16 protein-coding genes and 5 tRNA genes are annotated in these 19382 nt (G+C 54.1%); 15 read left to right on the top strand and 6 right to left on the bottom strand.

What is annotated here, in order from left to right; translation table 11 throughout:
• Positions 1-3 precede the first annotated feature (3 nt).
• Positions 4-504: an acetyl-CoA carboxylase biotin carboxyl carrier protein gene (accB, locus tag AQ1_RS04105; protein WP_042084504.1), complete on the bottom strand. Its 501-nt coding sequence runs from the start codon at positions 502-504 to the stop codon at positions 4-6.
• A gap of 7 nt (positions 505-511) precedes the next feature.
• Positions 512-961, bottom strand: a complete 450-nt coding sequence (aroQ, locus tag AQ1_RS04100) for a type II 3-dehydroquinate dehydratase (protein WP_042084502.1) — start codon at positions 959-961, stop codon at positions 512-514.
• 274 nt (positions 962-1235) lie between these two features.
• Between aroQ and thiS the strand changes: the two genes are divergently transcribed.
• A complete protein-coding gene (gene thiS, locus AQ1_RS04095) occupies positions 1236-2258 on the top strand; it encodes a sulfur carrier protein ThiS (RefSeq protein ID WP_081837059.1) in 1023 nt (340 codons plus the stop codon).
• 27 nt (positions 2259-2285) lie between these two features.
• On the opposite strand, the gene parE is transcribed toward thiS, so the two are convergent.
• The 4 genes from parE to AQ1_RS04070 all read right to left on the bottom strand — a co-directional run bounded on the left by parE (position 2286) and on the right by AQ1_RS04070 (position 7332).
• Positions 2286-4271 (bottom strand): DNA topoisomerase IV subunit B, encoded by a 1986-nt coding sequence (parE, locus tag AQ1_RS04090; RefSeq protein ID WP_042084499.1) that lies wholly within the window; start codon positions 4269-4271, stop codon positions 2286-2288.
• A gap of 106 nt (positions 4272-4377) precedes the next feature.
• Positions 4378-4953, bottom strand: a complete 576-nt coding sequence (locus AQ1_RS15415; RefSeq protein WP_042084634.1) for a hypothetical protein — start codon at positions 4951-4953, stop codon at positions 4378-4380.
• Positions 4954-5511: 558 nt separating this feature from the next.
• The gene (gene glnA / locus AQ1_RS04075) at positions 5512-6918 is read right to left on the bottom strand and encodes a type I glutamate--ammonia ligase (RefSeq protein ID WP_042084632.1); all 1407 of its coding nucleotides are present in this window, start codon (positions 6916-6918) and stop codon (positions 5512-5514) included.
• Positions 6919-6993: 75 nt separating this feature from the next.
• A complete protein-coding gene (locus tag AQ1_RS04070; RefSeq protein ID WP_042084494.1) occupies positions 6994-7332 on the bottom strand; it encodes a P-II family nitrogen regulator in 339 nt (112 codons plus the stop codon).
• Between the two features lie 364 nt (positions 7333-7696).
• Between AQ1_RS04070 and AQ1_RS04065 the strand changes: the two genes are divergently transcribed.
• The 14 genes from AQ1_RS04065 to AQ1_RS03995 all read left to right on the top strand — a co-directional run bounded on the left by AQ1_RS04065 (position 7697) and on the right by AQ1_RS03995 (position 19347).
• Positions 7697-7773, top strand: a tRNA-His gene (locus AQ1_RS04065).
• 73 nt (positions 7774-7846) lie between these two features.
• Complete coding sequence (locus AQ1_RS04060; RefSeq protein WP_161760414.1) at positions 7847-9475, top strand: NAD(P)H-hydrate dehydratase; 1629 nt, start codon at positions 7847-7849, stop codon at positions 9473-9475.
• Positions 9476-9714: 239 nt separating this feature from the next.
• Positions 9715-9801, top strand: a tRNA-Leu gene (locus tag AQ1_RS04050).
• Positions 9802-9843: 42 nt separating this feature from the next.
• Entirely contained in the window at positions 9844-11406 is a 1563-nt protein-coding gene (gene tig / locus AQ1_RS04045) for a trigger factor (protein WP_042084488.1), read from the top strand.
• Between the two features lie 129 nt (positions 11407-11535).
• Positions 11536-12162 (top strand): ATP-dependent Clp endopeptidase proteolytic subunit ClpP, encoded by a 627-nt coding sequence (gene clpP / locus AQ1_RS04040; RefSeq protein ID WP_042084485.1) that lies wholly within the window; start codon positions 11536-11538, stop codon positions 12160-12162.
• A gap of 218 nt (positions 12163-12380) precedes the next feature.
• Complete coding sequence (clpX, locus tag AQ1_RS04035; RefSeq protein WP_042084482.1) at positions 12381-13646, top strand: ATP-dependent Clp protease ATP-binding subunit ClpX; 1266 nt, start codon at positions 12381-12383, stop codon at positions 13644-13646.
• A 152-nt stretch (positions 13647-13798) separates the two neighbouring features.
• The gene (gene lon, locus AQ1_RS04030; protein ID WP_042084480.1) at positions 13799-16207 is read left to right on the top strand and encodes an endopeptidase La; all 2409 of its coding nucleotides are present in this window, start codon (positions 13799-13801) and stop codon (positions 16205-16207) included.
• Between the two features lie 157 nt (positions 16208-16364).
• The gene (locus AQ1_RS04025; RefSeq protein ID WP_042084475.1) at positions 16365-16637 is read left to right on the top strand and encodes an HU family DNA-binding protein; all 273 of its coding nucleotides are present in this window, start codon (positions 16365-16367) and stop codon (positions 16635-16637) included.
• A gap of 143 nt (positions 16638-16780) precedes the next feature.
• Positions 16781-16856: transfer RNA gene (locus tag AQ1_RS04020), tRNA-Val, on the top strand.
• A gap of 150 nt (positions 16857-17006) precedes the next feature.
• On the top strand, positions 17007-17468 hold the full coding sequence (locus AQ1_RS15410) for a hypothetical protein (protein WP_313978947.1): 462 nt from the start codon (positions 17007-17009) through the stop codon (positions 17466-17468).
• A 472-nt stretch (positions 17469-17940) separates the two neighbouring features.
• A tRNA-Asp gene (locus AQ1_RS04010) sits at positions 17941-18017 on the top strand.
• A gap of 58 nt (positions 18018-18075) precedes the next feature.
• A tRNA-Asp gene (locus AQ1_RS04005) sits at positions 18076-18152 on the top strand.
• Positions 18153-18439: 287 nt separating this feature from the next.
• A complete protein-coding gene (locus tag AQ1_RS04000) occupies positions 18440-18805 on the top strand; it encodes an NADH-quinone oxidoreductase subunit A (protein ID WP_042084471.1) in 366 nt (121 codons plus the stop codon).
• Positions 18796-19347, top strand: a complete 552-nt coding sequence (locus AQ1_RS03995) for a NuoB/complex I 20 kDa subunit family protein (protein WP_042084468.1) — start codon at positions 18796-18798, stop codon at positions 19345-19347. The genes AQ1_RS04000 and AQ1_RS03995 overlap by 10 nt, the downstream gene beginning before the upstream one ends.
• The last annotated feature ends 35 nt before the right edge of the window (positions 19348-19382 follow it).

The raw sequence follows: 19382 nt of genomic DNA, 5'->3' as shown, positions 1-19382 counted from the left end.
CCTTTATTCGAGAATCAAAAGTGGCTCGCCATATTCGACCGGTTGGGAATCAGAGACCAGAATATGGAGAATTTTCCCGGATCGTGGGGCCGCGATGGGGTTCATCACCTTCATCGCTTCCACGATCAGCAGTGTATCCCCTTCATTGACGCTATCGCCAACCTTGAAAAAGGCCGGTGCCCCCGGTTCGGGCGATAGATAAACCGTGCCAACCATGGGCGAAGGCACCATGCCGGGATGATTTTCAAGGCTCGGTGCGGCGGCTGCAGATCCTGATCCAGACCCTTGGGCAGATGCAGCGGATGCGGGTTCGGATGTGGCCGGGGCCTGAGACGGGCCATAAGAGGACGGAACGGCGGCCTGCATCACGGTTTGTGTTGGGTATTGACGCCCCACCCGTATGCGGATGTCTTCGTCTTCCACCTCGATTTCACTTAGGTTTGATGACTGAAGGAGATCCGCCAATTCCCGGATCAAATCCCTGGCATCTTTCAGCTTTGACATGAACGTCTCATCCTTTTTCGGTGCGGGATAAATGGGCAGCAAGCGCATGGGCTGCCATCAGATAGCCTGTGGTGCCAAAGCCGGTCAAGATGCCGGTGGCAACGGCACTGATCGTGGAATGGGCGCGAAAGCTCTCACGGGCGAAGATATTGCTTAAATGAACCTCGACCACCGGGATGGCAATCGCTGCCACGGCATCGGCCAGAGAAATCGAACTATGGGTCAGCCCCCCGGGATTGATGATGACCCCATCGGCTTTCGTGCGGGCCTCATGCAGCCAATCAATCAATTGGCCTTCATGATTGCTTTGCCGCATGGTGAAGCTGATATCATGCTCCTTGCCGTAAGCGACCAGCTTTTGTTCAACATCATCGAGCGTTTCGGCGCCATAGATATGCGGCTCACGCGTGCCGAGAAGATTGAGATTGGGGCCGTTTAAAACATGGATATGGAGCATAGAAGGGCAATTCCGGTCTTTGGTTCGCAGGTCTTTTATACGACGTGATGGGCGGTGGCATTTTGAGGCAAGGCGTGAGCCTTAATATAAGGCATCGTATCTTATCCCCTTTGTTTTAGGCGTATAAACCGACAAAAGCATGCAGAAAAGCGCTTTGGGCTTCTTTTCCTTATGATTAGCCTTTGAAATAGAGCGGGCCTTGCATTATTTCAGGGGAAGGGTTGAAGCGTTGTTCATTTCGGTTTGCTCGCGCGTTTCATATAGAGCCACCAGAATGAACCGGCGCGTTTTTTCAAATACGGGTGTATCTGTGATTATTGTTTCGATCAATGGCGAAGAGCGGTCTTTTGAAGGGCCGATGACGGCGCAAACGCTTTTGCAAAGCTTATCTTTGGACCCGCAGAAAGTGGCTTTGGAACGCAATCGTCAGATCGTGCCCCGATCCACCTATGGCGCGGTTGATATTGCCCATGGCGACAGGCTTGAAATTGTGCATTTCGTGGGCGGCGGAGAGGATCAGAGCTTTATTGATGAGCCGTTGGTCGTTGCCGGGGTGCGTTATCGCTCGCGGCTGATCGTGGGCACCGGAAAATATCGTGATTTTGCCCAAACGGCCGAGGCGGTGAAGGCATCAGGGGCGGAAATCGTCACTGTTGCGGTGCGCCGGGTCAATTTGTCTGATCCCTCGCAGCCGATGCTGACCGATTATCTCGACCCCAAAAGCATAACCTATCTGCCCAATACGGCGGGCTGTTTTACGGCGGATGATGCGGTGCGCACCTTGCGTCTGGCGCGTGAAGCCGGGGGCTGGGATCTGGTGAAGCTTGAGGTTTTAGGGGATAAGGCCACTCTTTATCCCGATATGCGCGAAACCCTTGCGGCAGCAAAGGTGCTGATCGACGAGGGTTTCAAGGTGATGGTTTATACCAGCGATGATCCCCTTTTTGCCCGCGAATTGGATGCCATGGGCTGTGTGGCGATCATGCCATTGGGGGCGCCCATCGGCTCGGGTTTGGGCATCCAGAACCCGGTCAATATCCGCTTGATCGTTGAGCAATCCCGCGTGCCGGTTCTGGTGGATGCGGGGGTGGGCACGGCATCGGATGCGGCCATTGCTATGGAATTGGGCTGTGATGGGGTTTTGATGAATACTGCCATCGCCGAAGCCAAAGATCCCATCCGCATGGCGCGGGCCATGCGCCATGCGGTGATAGCCGGGCGCGATGCCTATCTGGCCGGGCGAATGCCGAAAAAACGCTATGCCGATCCCTCAAGCCCCTTATCCGGCCTGATCTGATCGCGAGCGGATTTGCAGCGCCGGGTTTCAAACATCCAGCGCATTTTTATCCACAAATTCGGCATGATCCTGAATGAAGGCAAAGCGATCCTCGGGTCGCTTGCCCATCAATCGGCCCACCAGATCGGCAATCACCCGATAGCCTTCACCCGGCTGGGGCAAAGTGACCCGCAAAAGCGTGCGGCTGGCGCGCGCCATCGTGGTATCGCGCAATTGGGCGGGGGGCATTTCGCCTAAGCCCTTGAAACGCGACACCTCGACCTTCGTTTTTCCGGCAAAAACCGAGGCCATCAGCGCATCTTTATGGGCATCATCGCGGGCATAATGCACGATCCCGCCCTTCGCCAGCCGGTAAAGCGGCGGCTGGGCCAGATAAAGCCTGCCATCCCGCACCAATTGCGGCATTTCCTGAAAGAAGAAGGTCATCAAAAGGGTGGCGATATGGGCCCCATCCACATCGGCATCGCACATGATGATGACCTTTTCATAGCGCAGGGCATCGCCATTATAATGATCCCGCACGCCGCAGCCCAAGGCCAGGGTCAGGTCCTTCACTTCCTGATTCGCAGCGATTTTCTGGGCGGTGGCACTGGCCACATTCAGGATTTTTCCCCGGATGGGCAAAACGGCCTGCGTTTTACGATCCCGGGCCTGCTTTGCCGAGCCTCCGGCGCTATCGCCTTCAACGATATAGATTTCCGTGCCCTCGGCTTTATCCTGCGAACAATCCGTCAGCTTGCCGGGCAGGCGCAGGCGGCGCTTCGAGGTATAAGACGCGCGCTTCACTTCGCGTTCGGCGCGGCGGCGCAGGCGTTCATCCATGCGTTCGATGGACCAGCTTAAAAGCGCCTGACCGCGCTCGGGCTGTTCGGCCAGCCAGTGATCGAAACTATCGCGCACGGCGTTATCCACCAATCGCGTGGCTTCGGGGCTTGAGAGCTTTTCCTTGGTCTGGCCCTGGAATTGCGGATTTTTAATAAAGACCGACAGCATCGCGGCTGCATTCGTGAAAACATCGTCTGCCACAAGCTGGGCGGCACGTTTATTGCCGGTCATCTCGCCATAGGCGCGCACGGCTTTCAGCACCGCCATCCGCAGCCCGGCTTCATGGGATCCACCCTGGGGGGTGGGCACGGTATTGCAATAGGTGGAAAGCTGGCCATCGCCAAATTCCGGCCAGCCTATCGCCCATTCCACTTTGCCGGCCTGATCGGGAAATTGCGCGATCCCGGCAAAAAGCGTTTCTGTGGCCATTGTCCGGCCTTTCAGGCTTTCGCCCAGAAAATCGGCCAGCCCACCGGGGAAATGCAAAGTATCTTCGCGCGGCGTGTCGTCTCCTTTTTCGATCAGGGCCTCAGTGCAGCGCCAGCGGATTTCCACACCACGAAACAGATAAGCTTTCGAGCGCACCAGCTTATAAACTCGGGCGGCTTTGAGGGCGGCTTTTTCGCCAAAAATATCGGGATCGGGGATGAAGCACACCCGCGTGCCCCGGCGATTTTGCACCGGGCCAAGGCATTCCAGCGGGCCAAGGGCCTTCCCCCGGGCATAGCTCTGGCGATAAAGGGTGCGTTCGCGGGCCACTTCGATCTCAAGATGCGCAGACAGGGCATTCACCACCGAAATGCCCACGCCATGCAGCCCGCCCGATGTGGCATAGGCCCCTTCCTTGAACTTGCCACCGGAATGCAGGGTGGTGAGGATCACCTCCAAAGCCGATTTGGGGGCAAATTTCGGATGTTCATCCACCGGGATGCCCCGCCCATTATCGCCAATGATGATGCTGCCATCATCGCGCATCTCAACATCGATGCGATTGGCATGACCGGCCACGGCTTCATCCATCGAATTATCGATGACTTCAGCCACCAGATGGTGCAGGGCGCGTTCATCGGTTCCGCCGATATACATCCCCGGGCGCTGGCGCACCGGCTCCAAACCTTCAAGAACTTCGATATCCTGAGCCGAATAAGTGGATGGGGTATGCGATACGTCTTGAAACAGATCAGCCATGGGGCCGTTTACTCTCAACTGAAAACGCGAATGATGAAGCCCATTATATAGGCGGTATCAGGGGGGGGATGGCAACCACATCTTATAGACTCTTGGAAATTCGCGCCTAATCGAACAGGGCATCGATATCCGCCTGGCTGGCGGCGGTGCTTTCGATCTGATCGCCCTTCTCCTCTTGTGCAGGGCTGCAACTGGGCTGTTCGATCTTGCCGTGGATCACCCCATTAAGGGCGGATAATAGATTTTGTGCTTCTTTTAAGGGCTCTTCCAGATGGCGGGCAATGGCCTTTGCATCATCACCCAGCATCACGACATCGCCCACCGTTTGCAGCAAAAGGGCATCGAGCTTCAGGCGCAGCGTATCGAAAAGCAGACGGCAGGCGCCGGGCGCATGGTCATAGGCTTCGATCGCCAAAGCCTTGTCGGCAAAACCGCTATCGGCGAAATGCTGCTGATAGCTTTTGGGGGTCCAATCGGCGGCATCTTCAAGCATGTCCGGCATATCAGGTGCCATCTCAAGAAGCATCACCACCTCATTGTAATGATTAAGATAATCCGTTGCCAAAAAAGATCGCTCATCAATATTGGCCGCCGCCAGATGCGGCTTTAAGGCCGATTGACGGGCGGTCAGCGGTGCAGGCTGGGATACAGCCGGATCTATCGATGATTTGTGGCTGGGCATGCTGTGGTCTTTATGGGTCATTCCAGGCTTGATTTTAGGCTTTGTGCCTTTCGCATTTCTTAATATTGGATGTTCTCAATAGGTTTTTATTCGCCCGCAGCATATTGTGTTCCAGATAACGAATTTGCGGGGCGAATAGGGGGTGAAGTGCGTGGTTTTTCAGCCATGAATCAGGCCAAAAAGCACGTTTTTGAAATGCATATCAAGGCCCAGCTTTTGAAAAATTTATATTTTATAAACAAATCATTAAGTCTGGTAGGAAAATTATTTTTTGATCAACTGCATTTTTGCGTTGCAAAATTGATTATTGCGATGCAATATATCTTCAGCCTCTTCGTGAGGCGATCCTCCCCAAAGGATCCGACTTGAGCCGGGGGTCTTTATAGACTTCCGGCTTTTTTTTATCATTTTTTGCTGATGGCTCGCGTGAATTTTTCAGCCTATTTCTGGCCATCTTTATAAGCAGGCCAGATCCCATAAAAAAACCCTGCGGCTAAGGGTTTTGGTCCCAGCCGCAGGGTGCTTTTTAAGGTTCTGACCCTAGGTCCTGACTTTCTATCAGGCGCTGTAATACATATCGAATTCGATGGGGTGTGGCGCCAATTCAAAGCGCGTGACCTCTTCAAATTTTAGATGGATATAGGCATCGATCTGATCCTGGGTGAACACATCGCCCTTTCGCAGGAAATCGCTATCCGATTGCAGGGATTCCAGTGCTTCACGCAAAGAACGGGCCACGGTGGGCACATTGGTCAGCTCTTCGGGAGGCAGGGCATAAAGATCCTTGTCCATGGCATCGCCGGGATGGATTTTGTTTTCGATTCCATCGATCCCCGCCATCAGCATGGCCGAAAAAGCGAGATAGGGATTGGCGGTCGGATCGGGGAAGCGCACTTCCACACGCTTTGCCTTGGGGCTTGATCCATAGGGAATCCGGCAGGATGCCGAACGGTTGCGCGCGGAATAGGCAAGCAGCACCGGCGCTTCAAAGCCCGGTGTCAGGCGCTTGTAGCTATTGGTCGATGGATTGGTGAAGGCATTGATGGCTTTGGCATGTTTGATGATGCCGCCAATATAATAAAGGGCCATATCCGAAAGATCGGCATAGCCGGAACCGGCAAAAAGCGGCTTGCCATCTTTCCAGATGGATTGATGGACGTGCATCCCCGAGCCATTATCATCTTTCACCGGCTTGGGCATGAAGGTGGCGGTTTTGCCATAAGAATGCGCGACCTGACGCACAACATATTTATAAAGCTGAATTTTATCGGCGATTTCCGTGAGCTTGCCAAAGGTCATGCCCAGTTCATGCTGGCTGGCGGCCACTTCATGATGGTGCTTGTCCATGTTCACGCCCAGTTCGCGCAGGATCGTGACCATTTCACCGCGCATATCGAAGGCAGAATCGACCGGACCAGCGGGGAAATAGCCGCCTTTCACCCGGGGGCGATGGCCCTGATTGCCTTCAGGATAGACCTTGGCGGAATTATAGGGGCCTTCGATATCATCAAGCTGATACATGGCACCGGAATAATCGACCTTGAACCGCACATCATCGAACACGAAGAATTCCGGCTCGGGGCCGATGAAAACGGTATCGCCAATGCCGGTGAATTTTAGATATTCCTCTGCACGCTTGGCGGTGGAGCGGGGATCGCGCTCATAAGATTGGCCGGTGCCGGGCTCTAAAATATCGCAATAAACGATGGCGGTGCCCTGCGCGGTGAAGGGATCGGTGGTCACATGGCTTAGATCGGGCTTTAAAACCATGTCGGATTCATTGATCGCTTTCCAGCCTGCAATGGAAGATCCATCAAACATCAGGCCTTCTTCCAGGGTTTCTTCATCCATGAAAGAGGAATCCATGGTCAGATGATGCCAGGTTCCGCGCGGATCGGTAAAGCGCAGGTCGATCCAGGTGAGATCTTCATCCTTGCACAGCTTTAAAAGGTCGGCCGCGGTCATATTCAGATATTTTGGCATGATATGTCTCTGCTTCTTCTCAAAAGGGTGGATTGGAAAGGGGATCGGGGGGATGGATTAAATGGCATCGCTGCCGGTTTCGCCGGTGCGGATGCGGATGGCATCCTCGATGGCGGTAACAAAAATCTTGCCATCCCCGATTCTGCCGGTGTGGGCGGCATTTTGGATGGCTTCAACGGCGGCTTCGAGCTTGGCATCGTCGATCACGATCTCAAGCTTCACCTTGGGCACGAAATCAACCACATATTCCGCCCCGCGATAAAGTTCGGTATGTCCCTTTTGGCGGCCAAAGCCACGGGCTTCCAGCACGGTGATGCCCGAAACACCAACTTCATGAAGCGCTTCTTTCACTTCATCCAGCTTGAAGGGCTTGATGATCGCCTCGATTTTTTTCATATCCGCATCCGTTCACACGAGCTTTATCTGGTTGATCAATCGGGTTGGTTCAGGTTCGAACACATAAGTGTCCCCGTTTTTGGCACTATGCGTAACCTAGCAATGATCATGCCAATTTATTGATCCCGGGAAAGGCCCGATTTTGGGCGGTTCAGCGCCATGCCCCAAGGGTTTCATGCCTTTTATTAAAGCACATGCCTATTTTTTAATCAGTTTTGCCGTATGGTGAGTCCTGCGTGCTGATAGGATTTGAAGCCCGGCAGGGCGATCCCAATTTGAAAAATGCATTCTCATGCAATTAGCCGCTCCGGGCTTCTTGACTGGCGGCATATTCCCCGGTATGACGAGCGCCTTCCCAATGATGGCGGGCGTAGCTCAATTGGTTAGAGCGCCTGGTTGTGGTCCAGGAGGTTGCGGGTTCAAGTCCCGTCGTTCGCCCCACCATCTGCCCTTTTCCGGCTTGAGCCTTTGTATCATACTCAACCCTGTGAAACAAAGCATGGGGGCAGGGCCTTTGATCCATAATCAAAAATCCAGCGGCCGCATTGTGGATGCTGCGCGTTCCCATCAGCAGGATAAAAGCCTGCGGATACTATTGAGCTGTGCGCAAATGGCCAAAGCCGATCAGGCGGCGATCCGCCTCGGCACATCGGGCCTGAACCTGATGGAAGCGGCGGGGCGCTGCGTTGCCGAAGAAGCTTTGGCTCACATGAAGGACGGTCAGATGAAGGGCGGCCGAGCTTTGGTTCTCGCCGGACCGGGGAATAATGGCGGGGATGGCTGGGTGGCGGCGCGTGCTCTTTTGGCCGCCGGGATGGACGTGAAGGTGCTGTCTTTGGTCGATCCCCAAGAATTGCGGGGGGATGCCGCTGCGATGGCCGCCCTTTATAAGGGCGCATGGGCGGTTTTTGATCCCAATCTGGTCGATTCCGATATTTTGGGGGCGTATGACCTCATCATCGATGCCCTTTTCGGGGCGGGGCTTAGCCGACCGGTGGATGGGGCTGCCGCCGATCTGATCGCCGCTGCCAATAGGTCGCGGGCCTATCATGTGGCGGTGGATGTGCCTTCGGGGCTATCGGGCGATAGCGGGCAGCCTTTGGGGCTGGTTTTCGATGCGGATCTCACGGTCAGTTTTTTTCGCAAGAAGCCGGGCCATCTGCTGATGCCGGGGCGACAAAAATGCGGGCAACTGGTGGTTCGCCAGATCGGTATTCCGGACAGCGTTCTCGATGCTATTCAGCCCATGGTTTATGAGAATCACCCGGCTTTATGGGCCGATCATTGGCCGCAGCTTGCCCCTGATGGCCATAAATATCAGCGTGGCCATGCCCTTGTGATGAGCGGAGGCCCGCCTTTTACCGGGGCGGCACGGCTGACCGCCAGCGCCGCCCTTCGCGCTGGTGCCGGTGCCGTTACCCTCATCACCCCTAAGGAAAGCTATCCCATTCAAGCCGCCAGCCTGATGGAGGTGATGGTGGCCCCGTTCAAGGATCGCGCTGGCTATCGTGCCTTCATGGATGATCCCCGGCGCACGGTTCTGGCTTTGGGGCCGGGGCTGGGGCTGCATCCCGATACACGGCAAAAAGTGGCGGATGCTTTGGCTACCGCAAAGCCATGCGTGCTCGATGCCGATGGCCTTTCAAGCTTTGCCGATGATCCCGAAGCCCTTTTTGCGATGATCGGCAGCCGGGCCGAAGAGGTGGTGATGACCCCCCATGGCGGAGAATTTGCCCGGCTTTTCGGGCCCACCCCGGCACCCGATTCTGCGGATTCGGACGGGGCTATTGAGTCGAAATTAAAGCGCAGTCTTGAGGCGGCCCAAAAAAGCGGGGCGGTGATCGTGCATAAAGGGGCTGATAGCGTGATCGCGGCCCCCGATGGCCGGGTGGTGATCAATGCCAATGCGCCACCCTGGCTTGCCACTGCGGGTTCGGGCGATGTGTTGGCCGGGTTCATCGCGGGCCTGATGGCGCAGGGCATGCCGGCTTTTGAAGCCGCCTGCTCTGCCGTTTGGCTGCATGGGGCGGCGGCTTTGCCCGCAGGCCGGGGCATGATTGCCGGGGATCTGATTGCTGCTTTGCCCAAAGTGATGCGGGATCTGGATGCGCAATTTCCAAGGCCAGGCGGGCCGCGATCATAGCCTTTCCAGCGCTGATCTGGGGGGATGCCTGCAATCAGTTTATCGCGTTTATGGAATCGGGCTGGTTTTTCCTGAACAGCCTGTGCTAAGGAAGCGCCAATCTGCCGCACCGGCCAGTGCGTTTGATGTGAAAGCTTTCCAAGGGCGCATGCGTTTACGGAACGCAAATGCGCCGGTCGGGATGCGAAAGCGTTTTGTGCTCCGGGATTTAACGGGTATGAAGCGATGAGTTTTCACCAGCGGGCGTGGCGGAACTGGTAGACGCGCCAGATTTAGGTTCTGGTGTCCGAGAGGACGTGGGGGTTCAAGTCCCTTCGCCCGCACCATTAGACAAGTGAGATGGTCACCCATAGGCCACGAGTGAGCGCATGCAAATCGATGAAATAAAGACTGAAGGACTATCGCGGGAATATAAGATCACGGTTGAAAAGACCGATCTCGACCAGCGGGTTCAGAAAATATTGGATGATCTGCGCACCAAAGTGCGGATGAAGGGCTTCCGCCCCGGCAAAACACCCTTGGCGCTTTTGAAAAAGCTGCATGGGGAGGCTGCCCGTGGGCAGGCGATCGAGGAAACGGTGCGGGAAAGCACCGATGCCTTGTTCCGCGAGCGCAAGATCAGGCCAGCCCTTCAACCCAGCATCAAGGTGGGTGATGTGGAAGCGGATGCGGGCTTTGATTTTACCGTTTCGGCGGAAATCCTGCCCGATGTCGATACTTCGGATTTCAAGGCACCTGCCTTGGATCGTCTGGTGGCCAGCCCATCCGATGCCGATATCGATGCCGCCCTCCAAACCCTGGCCGGGCAATCGAAAAGCTTTGAAGCCGCCGCCAAAACCTATAAGGCAAAAACCGGTGATGCAGTGATCATCGATTTTGTCGGCTCGGTTGAAGGCACGGAATTTGAAGGCGGGAAGGGCGATGATGTGCAGCTTGAGCTTGGCTCGGGCCAGTTCATTCCCGGCTTTGAAGATCAGCTTGCGGGCGCGAAAGCCGGTGATGATCTGACAGTCGATGTCACCTTCCCGGAGAATTATGGCCGCGATGATCTGTCGGGCAAGCCGGCGCAGTTCAAGGTTTCGGTCAAAGAGGTGAAAAAGCCTGCCGAGGCCAAAATCGACGATGATTTTGCCAAGAATTTCGGCCTTGAAGGGCTTGATGCCTTGAAAGACGCCTTGAAAACCCAGCTTGAGCAGGAAGCAAAGGCCCTGAGCCGGGCGAAGGTCAAGCGGGCTTTGCTCGATAAGCTTGCTGATGCTTATGATTTTGCCGTGCCCCAGGGCATGGTCGATCTTGAATATCGCGATATCTGGGGCCAGATCAAACGCGATGCCATCATGAGCGGTGAAGCAACCGAAGAAGATCTGGCCGGCCAGGATGAGCCGGAAAGCGAAGAGGATCGCAAGGATTATCGCGATATTGCGGAACGTCGGGTGCGCTTGGGTCTGTTGCTTTCCGAATTGGGGATGGCCAATAAGATCGAGATCAATCGGGATGAGCTGATGCGCCGCGTGGCTGAAGAAGCCCGTCGTTATCCCGGTCAGGAACGCGAAGTCTTTGAATTCTATACCAAGAATGAGCAGGCTTTGGCGCAGCTTCGGGCCCCTTTATACGAAGATAAAGTGGTTGATTTCATTCTCGAAATGGCTGATCTCGATGACATTGAAATGAGCCTTGAAGATCTGCGTAAAGCCGTTCGCGAGGAAGAAGAGGCCGAAGCCGAAGAAGCCGATAACGGTAAAAAGGCGGCTGGCAAAAAGGCTTCCGAAAAAAAAGCCGGGTCAAAGAAATCGGCGGCGAAATCCGCTGATGACGGGGAAAAGACCCAAGCCAAAGAGCCGGCGACCAAGAAAGCACCAGCCAAAAAAGCAGCGGCAAAGAAAGCAGCCCCTAAAAAGGCGGCTTCGGCAAAGGATGATGCAGGCGCCTGAGCCTTGCCATCTGCTTTTTGATGCAGAATGAAGGCCGCGGGAGCACATGGGCTTGCCGCGGCCTTTTTAACTCGCAATACTGCGTGATATTTAGTTTTTGATGATCAGGACGACGGGAGTTTAGCGCATATGGTCGATATCGTGGATCAGTTCACAAGTCAGCTCGTGCCGATGGTGGTGGAGCAGACGAATCGTGGCGAACGGGCTTTTGATATTTATTCCCGTCTGTTGAAAGAACGGATTATTTTTCTTACCGGGCAGGTTGAAGATAATATTTCCAGCCTGATCGTTGCCCAGCTTCTCTATCTGGAAGCGGATAATCCGAAAAAAGACATCTCATTTTATATCAATTCCCCCGGTGGGGTGGTCAGTTCCGGCCTCGCCATTTATGATACGATGCAGTATATTCGTCCAAAGGTTGCAACCTTGTGTATCGGTCAGGCGGCCTCCATGGGTTCGCTTTTGATGTGTGCCGGTGAAAAAGGCATGCGTTATTGTTTGCCCAATGCCCGGGTGATGGTGCATCAGCCATCCGGCGGGTTTCGGGGGCAGGCCACAGATATTGAAATTCAAGCCCGCGAAATTATCAAATTGCGCGAGCGTTTAAACAATATCTATGTGACCCATACCGGCCAGACCCTCGATGAGGTTGAAAAAGCTCTTGATCGCGATCGCTGGATGAGCGCTGAAGAAGCCAAGGATTGGGGGATCGTTGATGAAGTCTTGCTCAAACGGCCTGATGATCCGGATAAATGAGGCGGTTTTCATCTTCATGATTGGCAGTTGATGCCATTTTAAGCCTACAGCAAGAAATGTTCGTTTAGAATGTGTTGATATGGGGCCTGTTTTTTGCCGACGAGAACCAGATTGAGAACCCAAGAAGGCTGCGATGGTTGATTGAGCAGAAAAGCTGTTGCTGCACGGTCACGGGCTGTTCTACGATGATGGTTCAAATGGAGACTTAAGGAAGTCTGATGACGAAATTGAGTGGCGGAGATTCCAAAAATACCTTGTACTGTTCTTTCTGTGGGAAGAGCCAGCATGAGGTGCGTAAGCTGATTGCAGGGCCAACGGTTTTCATCTGTGATGAATGCGTTGAGTTGTGTACGGATATCATCCGTGAAGAAAGTAAATCGGGCATTGCCAAATCCAGTGATGGGGTGCCAACCCCACAAGAAATTCTGGATGTGCTCAATGATTATGTGATCGGTCAGCCCAAGGCCAAGCGCGTTCTTTCTGTGGCCGTGCATAATCATTATAAGCGCCTGAACCATGCCGCCAAAAGTTCGGATGTGGAATTGTCGAAATCCAATATCCTGCTGGTAGGGCCCACGGGTTGTGGCAAAACCCTGCTGGCCCAGACTTTGGCGCGTATTCTGGATGTGCCCTTTACCATGGCCGATGCCACCACGCTGACGGAAGCGGGCTATGTGGGTGAGGATGTTGAAAATATCATCCTGAAACTTTTGCAATCCGCCGATTATAATGTGGAGCGGGCGCAGCGCGGCATCGTTTATATCGATGAAGTGGATAAGATCAGCCGCAAATCCGACAATCCATCCATCACCCGCGATGTTTCGGGGGAAGGTGTGCAGCAGGCGCTGCTGAAGATCATGGAAGGCACGGTTGCCAGCGTGCCACCCCAAGGGGGCAGGAAGCATCCGCAGCAGGAATTCCTGCAGGTGGATACCACCAATATCCTGTTCATCTGCGGCGGCGCTTTCGCCGGTCTTGATCGGATCGTTTCATCCCGGATGCAGGGCAAATCGATGGGCTTCGGGGCCAAGGTTTCCTCCCCTGAAGATCGTTCGGTCGGTGAATTGCTGATGCATGCAGAGCCGGAAGATCTGTTGAAATTTGGTTTGATTCCTGAATTCGTTGGCCGTGTTCCCGTGATTGCCACCCTTGAGGATCTGGATGAGGATGCCCTCATCGAAATCCTCTCCACACCGAAAAACGCGCTTTTAAAGCAGTATCAGCGTTTGTTTGAAATGGAAGATGTGGCCCTCACCTTTACCGATGATGCCTGCCGCAGTGTGGCAAAGCGTGCCATCGCCCGGAAAACGGGGGCACGCGGTTTGCGCTCGATTATGGAAGATATCCTGCTCGAGACGATGTTTGATCTTCCCTCGCTCGAAGGGGTGGAGGAAGTGGTGATCAATGGCGATGTGGTGACATCAGGCGCCAAGCCGTTATTCATTTATGCCGAGCGTCGTGACGAAGCGGGGACCTCTGCCTGATCCCCAATCCTTGAAAGACACTCACAGGTCTTGAAAGGTTGGGCAGGATCGCTATTTCAAAGATAAGTCCTTTGGCTAGCCTGTGTTCATCATTGATTTTGTGGCGCAGGCGTCCATTGAAATCAGGTTTTTAACAAGATCGGAACCATTGCATGGACAAGACCTATCCTGTCCTGCCTTTGCGAGACATCGTTGTATTCCCGCACATGATCGTGCCTTTGTTTGTGGGCCGCGAGAAAAGCGTTCGCGCCCTTGAAGAGGTCATGAAGGATGACAGGCCCATTTTGCTTGTCTCCCAGAAAAATGCCGGAGAAGACGATCCATCGGCAGATGATATCTATGAAATGGGCACATTGGCGAATGTGCTGCAATTGCTGCGCCTGCCGGATGGTACGGTCAAAGTGCTGGTCGAAGGCTCGGGCCGGGCCAGGATCACGCGCTTTGTCGATAATGAAGAGTTTTTTGAAGCCAGCATCGAAGATGTGGAAGAAGTGCCCGGCAATGAAAAAGAATTGCAGGCGCTCAAGCGGTCGGTGATTTCGCAATTTGAACATTATGTCAAATTGAACAAAAAAATCGCCCCCGAAGTTCTGGTGTCCGCCAATCAGATCGATGATCCCTCAAAGCTTGCCGATACGGTGGCATCGCATCTGGCTTTGAAGATTGCCGATAAGCAGGATCTTTTATCTACCCATGCGATCACAGATCGGCTGGAAAAGGTCTATGCCTTCATGGAAGGCGAGATTGGCGTCTTGCAGGTCGAGAAAAAAATCCGTGGCCGGGTCAAGCGCCAGATGGAAAAGACCCAGCGCGAATATTATCTCAATGAACAATTGAAGGCGATCCAGAAGGAACTGGGCGAAACCGATGAAAGCCGTGAGGAAACGGCCGATCTGGAAAAGCGGATCGCTGAAACCAAGCTGAGCAAGGAAGCGCGGGAAAAGTGCATTTCCGAACTGAAAAAGCTCAAATCCATGAGCCCCATGTCGGCGGAAGCGACAGTGGTGCGCAATTATCTCGATTGGGTTCTGGGCATGCCCTGGGGCAAGCGCACACGGGTGAAGAAGGATATCGGCTGGTCTGAACAGATCCTTGATGCAGATCATTATGGTCTGGATAAGGTGAAGGAACGGATCGTTGAATATCTGGCCGTTTTGCAGCGCGCCAATAAGATCAAGGGGCCAATTCTGTGCCTTGTGGGCCCGCCGGGCGTGGGCAAAACCTCTCTAGGCCGCTCCATCGCCAAAGCCACAGGGCGGAATTTCATTCGCTTCAGCCTGGGCGGTGTGCGGGATGAGGCCGAAATTCGCGGTCATCGCCGCACCTATATCGGGTCCATGCCCGGTAAGGTGATGCAGAATATGAAAAAGGCCGGCTCGGCCAATCCTTTGTTCCTGCTCGATGAAATCGACAAGATGGGGCAGGATTTCCGGGGCGATCCGGCCTCGGCCCTGCTTGAAGTGCTTGATCCCGAGCAGAATTCGCATTTCAATGATCATTATCTGGAAGTGGATTATGATCTGTCGGATGTGATGTTCGTGACCACGGCCAATAGCCTGAGCATGCCGCAGCCCTTGCTTGATCGCATGGAAATCATTCATCTTTCGGGCTATACTGAAGATGAAAAGCTCGAAATCGCCAAGCGCCATCTGATCCCCAAACAAGTGAAGGATCATGGTCTGAGGCGGGCGGAATGGTCGATTTCCGATGGCGCTTTGCGGGATCTGATCCGCTATTATACCCGTGAAGCCGGGGTGCGGAGTTTGGAACGCATGCTGGCCCGCTTGATGCGCAAGGCGGTGAAGGAAATCGTTGAAGGCAAGCGCAAGCGGGTTCAGGTCACGGCGCAGAATGTCGGCAATTATGCCGGGATCAAGCGCTATCGCTATGGCCAGGCAGAAGTCGAAGATCAGGTTGGCTTGACCACGGGCCTTGCCTGGACCGAGGTGGGCGGCGAAATCCTCTCTATCGAGGCCGTGACCACTCGAGGCAAGGGTCGGATACTCACCACGGGCAAGCTTGGCTCGGTGATGCAGGAATCGATTCAGGCGGCGCGGTCTTTTGTGCATAGCCGGGCGGCCAGCTATGGCGTGAAGCCAACGGTTTTTGAAAAAAGCGACATCCATGTGCATGTGCCCGAAGGGGCCACGCCCAAGGACGGGCCATCGGCCGGTGTGGCGATGGTGACATCGATCGTATCGGTGTTGACCGGCATTGCCGTGCGTCGCGATATCGCCATGACCGGCGAAGTGACCTTGCGGGGCCGGGTGTTGCCGATTGGTGGCCTGAAGGAAAAGCTTTTGGCGGCTTTGCGGGCAGGGATCAAGACTGTGCTGATTCCGGCTGAAAATGAAAAAGACCTGGCGGAAATCCCGGATAACGTCAAAAAAGGGTTGAAAATCATGCCGGTGTCGCATGTGGATGAAGTTTTGCGTGCGGCGCTCATTCGCCCCCTCGTTCCCATTGAGTGGACCGATGAGGATGAAGAAAAAGCCAATGCGATCAAAGCCGTAGCTTCTGATGATGCAGAGCAGCATCCGGAAGCCACCGTGACCCATTAAGACAGAAATATGGCGTGATCGCCTCTCTTTCTTTATTTAACTTGTGGAAAACCGCAGACTCCTGCGGTTTTCTTTTTGACAGGCCTTCCAAGGCCGCATTAAACTCCGTCTCGCTGACTCACGGAGGAACCTCACAACAGCAACGAGGGGGTAAACCTTGAATAAGAACGAACTGATCGCGAATGTCGCTGAGGCGGCCGATATTTCGAAAGCGGATGCGACGAAAGCCGTCGACGCCGTTTTTTCCAGCATCTCCGGTGCCCTGTCCAAGGGTGACGAAGTCCGTCTGGTCGGATTCGGTACCTTCTCGATTGCACATCGCGCTGCGTCGCAGGGCCGTAACCCACGCACGGGTGAACCGATTGCCATTGCTGCGTCCAAACAACCCAAATTCAAAGCTGGTAAACAGCTGAAGGATGCGGTGAACTGATCGGATCCCGTTCAAAGGGGATTTGAATCCGAAAACGGCCGTTTGCAGCAATGTGAGCGGCCGTTTTTTATGTGCATCAGCTCTTGTCTTATGGATCATCCGGCGCTATGCACGTCATCAGCGATGAACTGATCCATGGATCGGGGCGGTTAGCTCAGTTGGTAGAGCATCTCGTTTACACCGAGAGGGTCGGCAGTTCGAGACTGTCACCGCCCACCATCGCTTTCAACAAGCAGCGTTCATGAAATTCTGACCCTGGTTGGCGTTGGGCTCTCCTCACCTTTCTGTGTCTTTGCCATGGGCGGCCCATCCCTATAGTAGGGGCGTACGCCATTCGGCCAAAAATCACAGATCACGAGGGGATATTTCATGGATGCAATACCAAAAATGAGCCGCACCGCCAAAGGCGCTTCGATGATGCGCTTGGGCCTGTTCAGTCTTTTGATCATTCTGGCGGTCAATGGCATCGGCTTTTGGCTGGGGCTGATTTATGGCAATCAGGTCCCATTGGGAACAGCCGTGCGGCAATCCATGGATATTATCGTTTTCATGGTGCAAACGCCGCAATATGTGGCGGCCTGGTTCGAGCAGAGCTGGGGCTTCCTGTGGCTTGTGGCGGCGTTGGTGGAATTGCTGTTGCCATTCGCCGTCTTTCGCCTGATGCACCGCCGGCCTGCCATCCTGGTGGGGGTCGTGGCAGCCCTGGCCGCCAGCCTGCCGGATTTGCTCCCCATGGCCCTTGATAAAATGACCGGCCTGCTGATTTCGGGGATGCTGATCTCGGCGCTGATCTTTGCCCTTGCCTTTACGTTTTTAAAGGCACGCGCTTAAAAAATAAGGCGGAGACATGCCCCTGCATCCCTCCGCCTTTTTGAGCAACCTTTGTCCGGTCATATTTGAGACCATCTTGTCCTTCAACCGGCCATTATCGGCTCATGAAGAAGGATATGGTATCTGAAGCCAGATGCTTCAGTGATTGTTCTCAAAGCCTCAGCCGCCTGCAAACCGGATCGTGAAAAGGTGCTCCTCCCCAACCAAGAAACTGAAAGCTTGTTAAGCTTTTCTTGCAGTGAATGCAAGATTTGCCCATGCCGGGCTGGTTAAATATGATGGATTGTTGTTTTTTTGACACTAAATTTACGATTTGATCGGGTGTTTTTGCGAATGGGGCAGGGTCATCTTGTTTGGAGGATAGGAATTCTGCCTCTGACGTCTCGATCAGAGTTTATTTGGAAAAAGAAGGCGATATTTGCGTTGACAGGGATCAATTCCCCGCCTATTTCAACGGCCACGACGCGATAACGGGGGTGTAGCTCAGTTGGTTAGAGCGCTGGCCTGTCACGCCAGAGGCCGCGGGTTCAAGTCCCGTCACTCCCGCCAGTCGTCGTTGATGCTGTTTGTCTTTCCTGATAAACAGGGCGCGGACTTTCGCGATTGCGGGGGTGTAGCTCAGTTGGTTAGAGCGCTGGCCTGTCACGCCAGAGGCCGCGGGTTCAAGTCCCGTCACTCCCGCCATTTTTCCATTTATATTTTGGTCATTCCGCTCAATATTACCATTATAATTGCGAATTGTTCTCAGAACTGTCTGTTCACAATGATGCGACAAATGGCCCAAAGACTGTCGATTGTTCTTTTTATGATCCTCACATGCCTTTATGCATATGCCGGGCTTTGAAATCGGCCCCATCTTTGCTATAGCGCAACCGTCGCGTCTTTCATGATGCGGTCTTGTCTTCAAACCAAAGGGCCTTGGGTATACTGCTAAAGCCTGAGGCTATTTGGATCTCTTTACGGAGCGTTCCGTGGAAACCTATTTGTTGAACTATCTGCCAATCCTCATCTTTTTGGGCGTGGCCATCGCTTTTTCGGTTATTTTCGTGGGCGCTGCATGGTTCCTTGCGGAACAGCATCCCGATGGTGAAAAGCTTTCGGCTTATGAATCGGGCTTTGCTCCTTTTTCGGATTCGCGCTCACAATTTGACGTGCGTTTTTATCTCGTTGCGATCCTCTTCATCATTTTCGATCTGGAAGTGGCGTTTCTGTTTCCCTGGGCGGTGGCGCTTGGGGATATTGGCCTTTATGGCTTCTGGTCGATGATGGGATTCTTAGGGATTTTGACCGTCGGGTTCATCTATGAATGGAAGAAAGGGGCTTTGGAATGGGAGTAGAGAGCCAAGGATCGGTTGTGCCTGCACAAGGTCTTGCCGCCCCCGCAGATGATGCCTTTTTCAAGGATGTTCGGTCTGAACTGACGGACAAGGGTTTTCTGGTCGCCAAAGCCGATGATCTGATCAATTGGGCCCGTACTGGCAGCCTGTGGTGGATGACCTTTGGCCTTGCCTGTTGCGCCGTCGAGATGATGCACACCAATATGCCGCGCTATGATCTGGAGCGTTTTGGCGCGGCGCCGCGTGCCTCTCCCCGGCAATCCGATGTGATGATTGTGGCCGGCACCCTTTGCAATAAAATGGCACCGGCCATGCGCAAGGTTTATGATCAGATGTCAGAGCCGCGCTATGTTATTTCCATGGGATCCTGCGCCAATGGCGGCGGCTATTATCACTATAGCTATTCTGTGGTGCGGGGCTGTGATCGCATCGTTCCGGTGGATATCTATGTGCCGGGATGCCCGCCAACGGCGGAAGCGCTGCTTTATGGAATCCTTCAGCTTCAACGGAAAATTCGTCGCACCGGCACCTTGCACCGCTAGGCTTTGATGGGGCCTTGGGTGCCCGACCGATCAAG

The organism is Iodidimonas nitroreducens, from assembly GCA_000710935.1.
Classification (GTDB): Bacteria; Pseudomonadota; Alphaproteobacteria; order Sphingomonadales; family Rhodothalassiaceae; genus Iodidimonas; species Iodidimonas nitroreducens.
The sequence above is the reverse complement of the archived record's forward strand: the minus strand, read 5'-3'. Positions and strand labels throughout refer to the sequence as shown.

Bases quoted from the DNA above. Each gene is read 5' to 3' on its own strand.
- glnA (WP_042084632.1), bottom strand. From the start codon at position 6,918: ATGACCGCGGCCGACCTTTTAAAGCTGTGCAAGGATGAAGATCTCACC.
- tig (WP_042084488.1), top strand. From the start codon at position 9,844: ATGCAAATCGATGAAATAAAGACTGAAGGACTATCGCGGGAATATAAG.
- clpP (WP_042084485.1), top strand. From the start codon at position 11,536: ATGGTCGATATCGTGGATCAGTTCACAAGTCAGCTCGTGCCGATGGTG.
- lon (WP_042084480.1), top strand. From the start codon at position 13,799: ATGGACAAGACCTATCCTGTCCTGCCTTTGCGAGACATCGTTGTATTC.
- AQ1_RS04070 (WP_042084494.1), bottom strand. From the start codon at position 7,332: ATGAAAAAAATCGAGGCGATCATCAAGCCCTTCAAGCTGGATGAAGTG.
- accB (WP_042084504.1), bottom strand. From the start codon at position 504: ATGTCAAAGCTGAAAGATGCCAGGGATTTGATCCGGGAATTGGCGGAT.
- AQ1_RS15415 (WP_042084634.1), bottom strand. From the start codon at position 4,953: ATGCCCAGCCACAAATCATCGATAGATCCGGCTGTATCCCAGCCTGCA.
- clpX (WP_042084482.1), top strand. From the start codon at position 12,381: ATGACGAAATTGAGTGGCGGAGATTCCAAAAATACCTTGTACTGTTCT.
- AQ1_RS15410 (WP_313978947.1), top strand. From the start codon at position 17,007: ATGGATGCAATACCAAAAATGAGCCGCACCGCCAAAGGCGCTTCGATG.
- thiS (WP_081837059.1), top strand. From the start codon at position 1,236: ATGAACCGGCGCGTTTTTTCAAATACGGGTGTATCTGTGATTATTGTT.
- AQ1_RS03995 (WP_042084468.1), top strand. From the start codon at position 18,796: ATGGGAGTAGAGAGCCAAGGATCGGTTGTGCCTGCACAAGGTCTTGCC.
- aroQ (WP_042084502.1), bottom strand. From the start codon at position 961: ATGCTCCATATCCATGTTTTAAACGGCCCCAATCTCAATCTTCTCGGC.
- parE (WP_042084499.1), bottom strand. From the start codon at position 4,271: ATGGCTGATCTGTTTCAAGACGTATCGCATACCCCATCCACTTATTCG.